Source organism: Isoptericola sp. NPDC057391, from assembly GCF_042668085.1.
In the GTDB taxonomy this organism is placed as follows: domain Bacteria; phylum Actinomycetota; class Actinomycetes; order Actinomycetales; family Cellulomonadaceae; genus Isoptericola.
Genome location: NZ_JBHVBO010000247.1, coordinates 1 through 4994, shown reverse-complemented (window position 1 = coordinate 4994; position 4994 = coordinate 1). Strand labels below are relative to the sequence as shown.

At 73.8% G+C, this 4994-nt stretch carries 3 protein-coding genes; all 3 read left to right on the top strand.

What is annotated here, in order from left to right; all coding sequences use genetic code 11:
• Positions 1 to 949 (top strand): carbohydrate ABC transporter permease (locus ACFUVW_RS19510; protein WP_430572958.1); only part of this gene is annotated, 949 nt, incomplete at its 5' end.
• Positions 949 to 1860 (top strand): carbohydrate ABC transporter permease, encoded by a 912-nt coding sequence (locus ACFUVW_RS19505; protein WP_430572957.1) that lies wholly within the window; start codon positions 949 to 951, stop codon positions 1858 to 1860. The genes ACFUVW_RS19510 and ACFUVW_RS19505, both read left to right, overlap by 1 nt.
• Positions 1861 to 1918: 58 nt before the next feature.
• The gene (locus ACFUVW_RS19500) at positions 1919 to 4990 is read left to right on the top strand and encodes an alpha-mannosidase (RefSeq protein WP_430572956.1); all 3072 of its coding nucleotides are present in this window, start codon (positions 1919 to 1921) and stop codon (positions 4988 to 4990) included.
• Positions 4991 to 4994: the final 4 nt, after the last annotated feature.

Here is a 4994-nt window from a genome sequence, read left to right as displayed (position 1 = left end):
GTGCCCCCCGGGCCCCCCCCCCCGCCCCCCCCCCGGGGGGGGGGGGGGGGGGGGGGGGGGGGCGGCGGGGGGCCCCCGGCGGCGGCCCCCCACCGCCGGCCGCCTCGTCCCGATGCTGCCCGCCGTCGCCCTGCTCGCGCTGTTCATGCTCGGGCCCGTCGTGTGGTCGTTCTACGGCTCGTTCACCAACGCGGCCCTCACGGGCCCGAACGCGGCGAACCCCGAGTGGGTCGGCCTGGACAACTACGTCGCGCTGCTCGGCGACCCCGACTTCCCGAAGGCCCTGTGGCTCACGGTGCTGTTCGTCATCGCGTCCGCGGTGATCGGGCAGAACGTGGCCGGCCTCGGGCTGGCGATGCTCATGCGCTCGGCGCTCAAGCCCGTGCGGGCCGTCGTCTCGACGCTCGTCGTGACGGCGTGGGTGCTGCCCGAGATCGTCGCCGCCTTCGCGGCCTACGCGTTCTTCCACGCCGACGGCACGCTCAACTCGTTGCTGGCGGGCGTGGGGATCACGGGCCCCGACTGGCTGTTCCAGTACCCGATGCTCGCCGTCATCCTCGCCAACGTCTGGCGCGGCACGGCGTTCTCGATGATGGTCTACTCCGCCGCGATCGCGGAGGTGCCGCCGGAGATCACCGAGGCCGCGACGGTCGACGGGGCCAACGGGGTGCAGCGCCTGGTGTGGGTCACGCTCCCGACCATCCGCCGCAGCATCTCGACCAACCTCATGCTCACGACGCTCCAGACGCTGTCCGTGTTCACGCTGATCTACGTGATGACGGGCGGCGGTCCCGGCACCGACAGCTCCACGCTGCCGATCCTCGCCTACCAGGAGGCGTTCAAGTTCGCCCAGGTCGGTTACGGCACGGCGATCGCCACCGTGATGCTGGTGATCGGCGCCGTCTTCTCCGTCGTGTACATCCGCAGCCTGAAGCCGGAGGTCGACTGATGGCCCGGACCGCCCCCGCCCCCTCGCCGGTGCCCGACGTCGTCGCCGCGCCTCCCGCGCGGCGCCGGACCGCGGCGTCGGTCGCCGCCCCCGGGCCGCGCGCCGCCCGCGTCCTGTCGAACGTCGTGCTCGTCGTGGTGGGCCTGTGCTTCCTGCTCCCGCTCGGCTGGATCGTGCTCGCGTCGCTGGACCCGAGCGCGACCCTCGCCGTCGGGCTGCCGGAGACGTTCACGCTCGAGAACTTCACGGCCGTGATGACGCCCGAGCAGACGTGGGTGCCGCTGGCGAACGCGTTCGTGCTGTCCGCCGGCACCGGCCTCATCACGGTGCTCGCGTCGGTGCTCGCGGCGTACCCGCTGTCGCGGTACAGGATGCGGTTCAACAAGCCGTTCCTGTACGCCGTGCTGTTCGGCACCTGCCTGCCGATCACGGCGATGATGGTGCCGGTCTACTCGCTGTTCGTGCGGCTCAACCTGCTCGACTCCCTGGCGGGCACCACGTTCTTCATGGCCGCGACGTCGCTGCCGATGGCGATCTGGATGACGAAGAACTTCATGGACTCCGTGCCGATCTCCCTCGAGGAGGCGGCCTGGACGGACGGCGCGTCGGCCATGACCACGCTGCGCACCATCGTGCTGCCGCTCATGCGGCCCGGCATCGCCGTCGTCTTCATCTTCGTGTTCATCCAGGCCTGGGGGAACTTCTTCGTCCCCTTCGTGCTGCTGCTCACCCCGGAGAAGCAGCCCGCGGCCGTGAGCATCTTCGCGTTCTTCGGCCAGTACGGCTCGGTCGCGTACGGCCAGCTCGCGGCCTACTCGATGCTCTACGCCCTGCCCGCCGTCGGCCTGTACGTGCTCGTCTCGCGGCTGTCCGGCGGCTCCTTCGCGCTCGCCGGCGCCGTCAAGGGCTGACCGCGACCCGTCTGCCCTCCCCGTTCCACCGCCCGCCCCGTCACCAGGAGCCTGATCCATGCACGACACCACCACCCGCACCACCATGCGCCTCGAGCGCTTCGTGAAGGACTGGCTGGAGCCCGCCGTCCTGCGCGAGACCCGGCCGCTCGACGTCGAGGCGTGGACCGTCGGCGGGGAGCCCGTGCCCTTCGCCGACGCGGTCGCGGCGTCGTACGCGCCGTTCGCCCTCGGCAGCCCCTGGGGCCGGCCGTGGGACACGACGTGGTTCCACGTGACCGGCGACGTCCCGGCCGGGTGGTCCGGCGACGCGGCCCCCGCGGGCACGCGCGTCGAGCTCGTCGTCGACCTCGGGTTCACCGGCGCCGGGCCGGGCTTCCAGGCCGAGGGGACCGCCTGGACCCCCGACGGCCGCATCGTCAAGGCCGTCGAGCCGCGCAACCAGCACGTGCCGCTCGTCGCGGGGCAGGCGCTCGACGCCGACGGCCGCGTCGACCTCTACGTCGAGGCCGCCGCCAACCCGGACGTGCCGGGCGGCGCCTGGACGCGGCCGACGCCGATGGGGGCGTGGGAGACCTCCGGGCCGGACCCGATCTACGTGCTGCGTACCATGCACGTGGCCCTCGTGGACGAGACCGTGTGGGAGCTGCTGCAGGACGTGCGCGCCCTGCACGGCCTGGTGCGCGTGCTGCCCGGCACGGCCCCGCGCGCGGCCGAGGTGCTGCGCGCGCTCGAGGACATGCTCGACGCCGTCGACCCCGACGACGTGGCCGGCACCGCCGCCGCGGGTCGTGCGGCGCTCGCGCCGGCCCTGGCCGCCCCGGCCGCGGCGTCCGCCCACCGGGTGCACGCCGTCGGGCACGCGCACATCGACTCCGCGTGGCTGTGGCCCACGCGCGAGACCGTGCGCAAGTGCGCGCGCACGTTCTCCAACGTGCTGTCCCTCATGGACGAGGACCCGGACGTGAGGTTCGCCTGCTCCTCGGCCCAGCAGTACTCGTGGGTCCAGGAGCACTACCCCGAGCTGTTCGAGCGGATCCGCGAGCGCGTGCGCGAGGGCCGGTTCGTACCGGTGGGCGGCATGTGGGTCGAGTCCGACACCAACATGCCCGGCGGCGAGGCGCTCGCCCGCCAGCTCGTGGCCGGCAAGCGGTACTTCATCGAGGAGCTCGGCGTGGAGCCCAAGGAGGTGTGGCTGCCCGACTCCTTCGGGTACACGGCCGCGCTGCCGCAGCTCGCCCGCCTGGCGGGCAGCGACAACTTCCTCACGCAGAAGATCTCGTGGAACGACACGAACACCATGCCGCACCACACGTTCTGGTGGGAGGGCATCGACGGGTCGCGCGTGTTCACGCACTTCCCGCCCGTCGACACCTACAACTCCGACCTGTCGGCCGAGGAGCTCGCGCGCGCCGAGCGGCAGTACGCGGAGAAGGGGCGCGCCAACACGTCGCTGGTGCCGTTCGGGTTCGGCGACGGCGGCGGCGGCCCCACCCGCGAGATGGTCGCGGCCGCGCGGCGCACCCGTGACCTCGAGGGGTCGCCGCGGGTGGAGCTGTCCGACTCGCAGTCGTTCTTCGACGCCGCCCGGGCGGAGTACGCGAGCCCGGCCACCTGGACCGGGGAGATGTACCTCGAGTACCACCGCGGCACCTACACCTCGCAGGCCCGCACCAAGCGCGGCAACCGCCGCAGCGAGCACCTGCTGCGCGAGGCCGAGCTGTGGGCCGCGACCGCGGCCGTGCGGGCGGGTGCGGAGTACCCGGCCGAGCGCCTGCAGCGGCTGTGGCGCACGGTGCTGCTGCAGCAGTTCCACGACATCCTGCCCGGGTCGTCCATCGCGTGGGTGCACCGCGAGGCCGAGCGGAACTACGCCGAGGTGGCGCGGGAGCTCGAGGAGATCGTCGACGACGCGCTGCGCGCGCTGGTGGGGCAGGGCGACCGGCCGGTCGCCGTCAACGCCGGGCCGTTCGCGCGCGACGGCGTCGCCGGGCTCGGGGCGACCGTCCTGGAGGCGCCGCGGGGCGCCGGCACGGTGACCCCGGTGCCCGGCCCGGACGGTGACGGCTGGGTGCTGGAGAACGACCTGGTGCGCGTCGTCGTCGACCCGAACGGCCACGTCGTCTCGGCCGTCGACCGGCGGAGCGGGCGCGAGGCGATCCTGCCCGGCGCCCGGGCGAACCTGCTCCAGCTGCACCGCGACGTCCCCAACGAGTGGGAGGCGTGGGACATCGACGAGCACTACCGCCGCAGCACGACCGACCTCGTCGGCGCGGCGAAGATCGAGGTGGCCGACGGCGCGTCCGGGCCCGTGGTGCGCGTGCTGCGGGAGTTCGGCTCCTCGCGCGTCGAGCAGGACCTGGCCCTCCCGGCCGACGGCCGCGGGTTGCGCATCACGACGCGCGTCGACTGGCACGAGCGGCAGAAGCTGCTCAAGCTCGCGTTCCCGCTCGACGTGCGCGCCGAGCGGGCGACGTCGGAGATCCAGTTCGGGCACGTGCACCGGCCCACGCACGTCAACACGTCGTGGGACCACGCGCGGTTCGAGACGGTCGCGCACCGGTGGGTGCACGTGGGGGAGCCGGGCTTCGGCGTGGCCGTCGCCAACGACTCGACGTACGGGCACGACATCACGCGGACCCGCACCGCCGACGCGACCGACGCGCAGGGCGCCCGGGGCACCACCGTGCGCCTGTCGCTGCTGCGCGCGCCGAAGTTCCCGGACCCCGACGCGGACCAGGGCGAGCACGAGCTGACGTGCGAGCTCGTCGTCGGCGCCGGGATCGACGACGCGGTGCGGCACGGCTACGCGCTCAACCTGCCCGAGCGCGTCGTTCCCGGTGCCCACGGCGTCGAGCCGCTGGTCCGCGTCGACGACGACGCCGTCGTCGTCGAGGCGGTCAAGCTCGCCGAGGACGGCAGCGGCGACGTCGTCGTGCGGCTCTACGAGAGCCGCGGCGGGCGGGCGCGGGCGCGCGTCACGCCGGCGTTCGCGCACGCGTCGGTCGAGGTGACCGACCTGCTCGAGCGCCCGCTGGCCGGCGCCGACGGCGCGGCCGCGCGCGACGGCGACGCCGTGCTGCTGGAGCTGACGCCGTTCCAGGTGGTCACGCTGCGCGTCCGCCGCTGACCTT

Bases quoted from the DNA above. Each gene is read 5' to 3' on its own strand.
- ACFUVW_RS19505 (WP_430572957.1), top strand. From the start codon at position 949: ATGGCCCGGACCGCCCCCGCCCCCTCGCCGGTGCCCGACGTCGTCGCC.
- ACFUVW_RS19500 (WP_430572956.1), top strand. From the start codon at position 1,919: ATGCACGACACCACCACCCGCACCACCATGCGCCTCGAGCGCTTCGTG.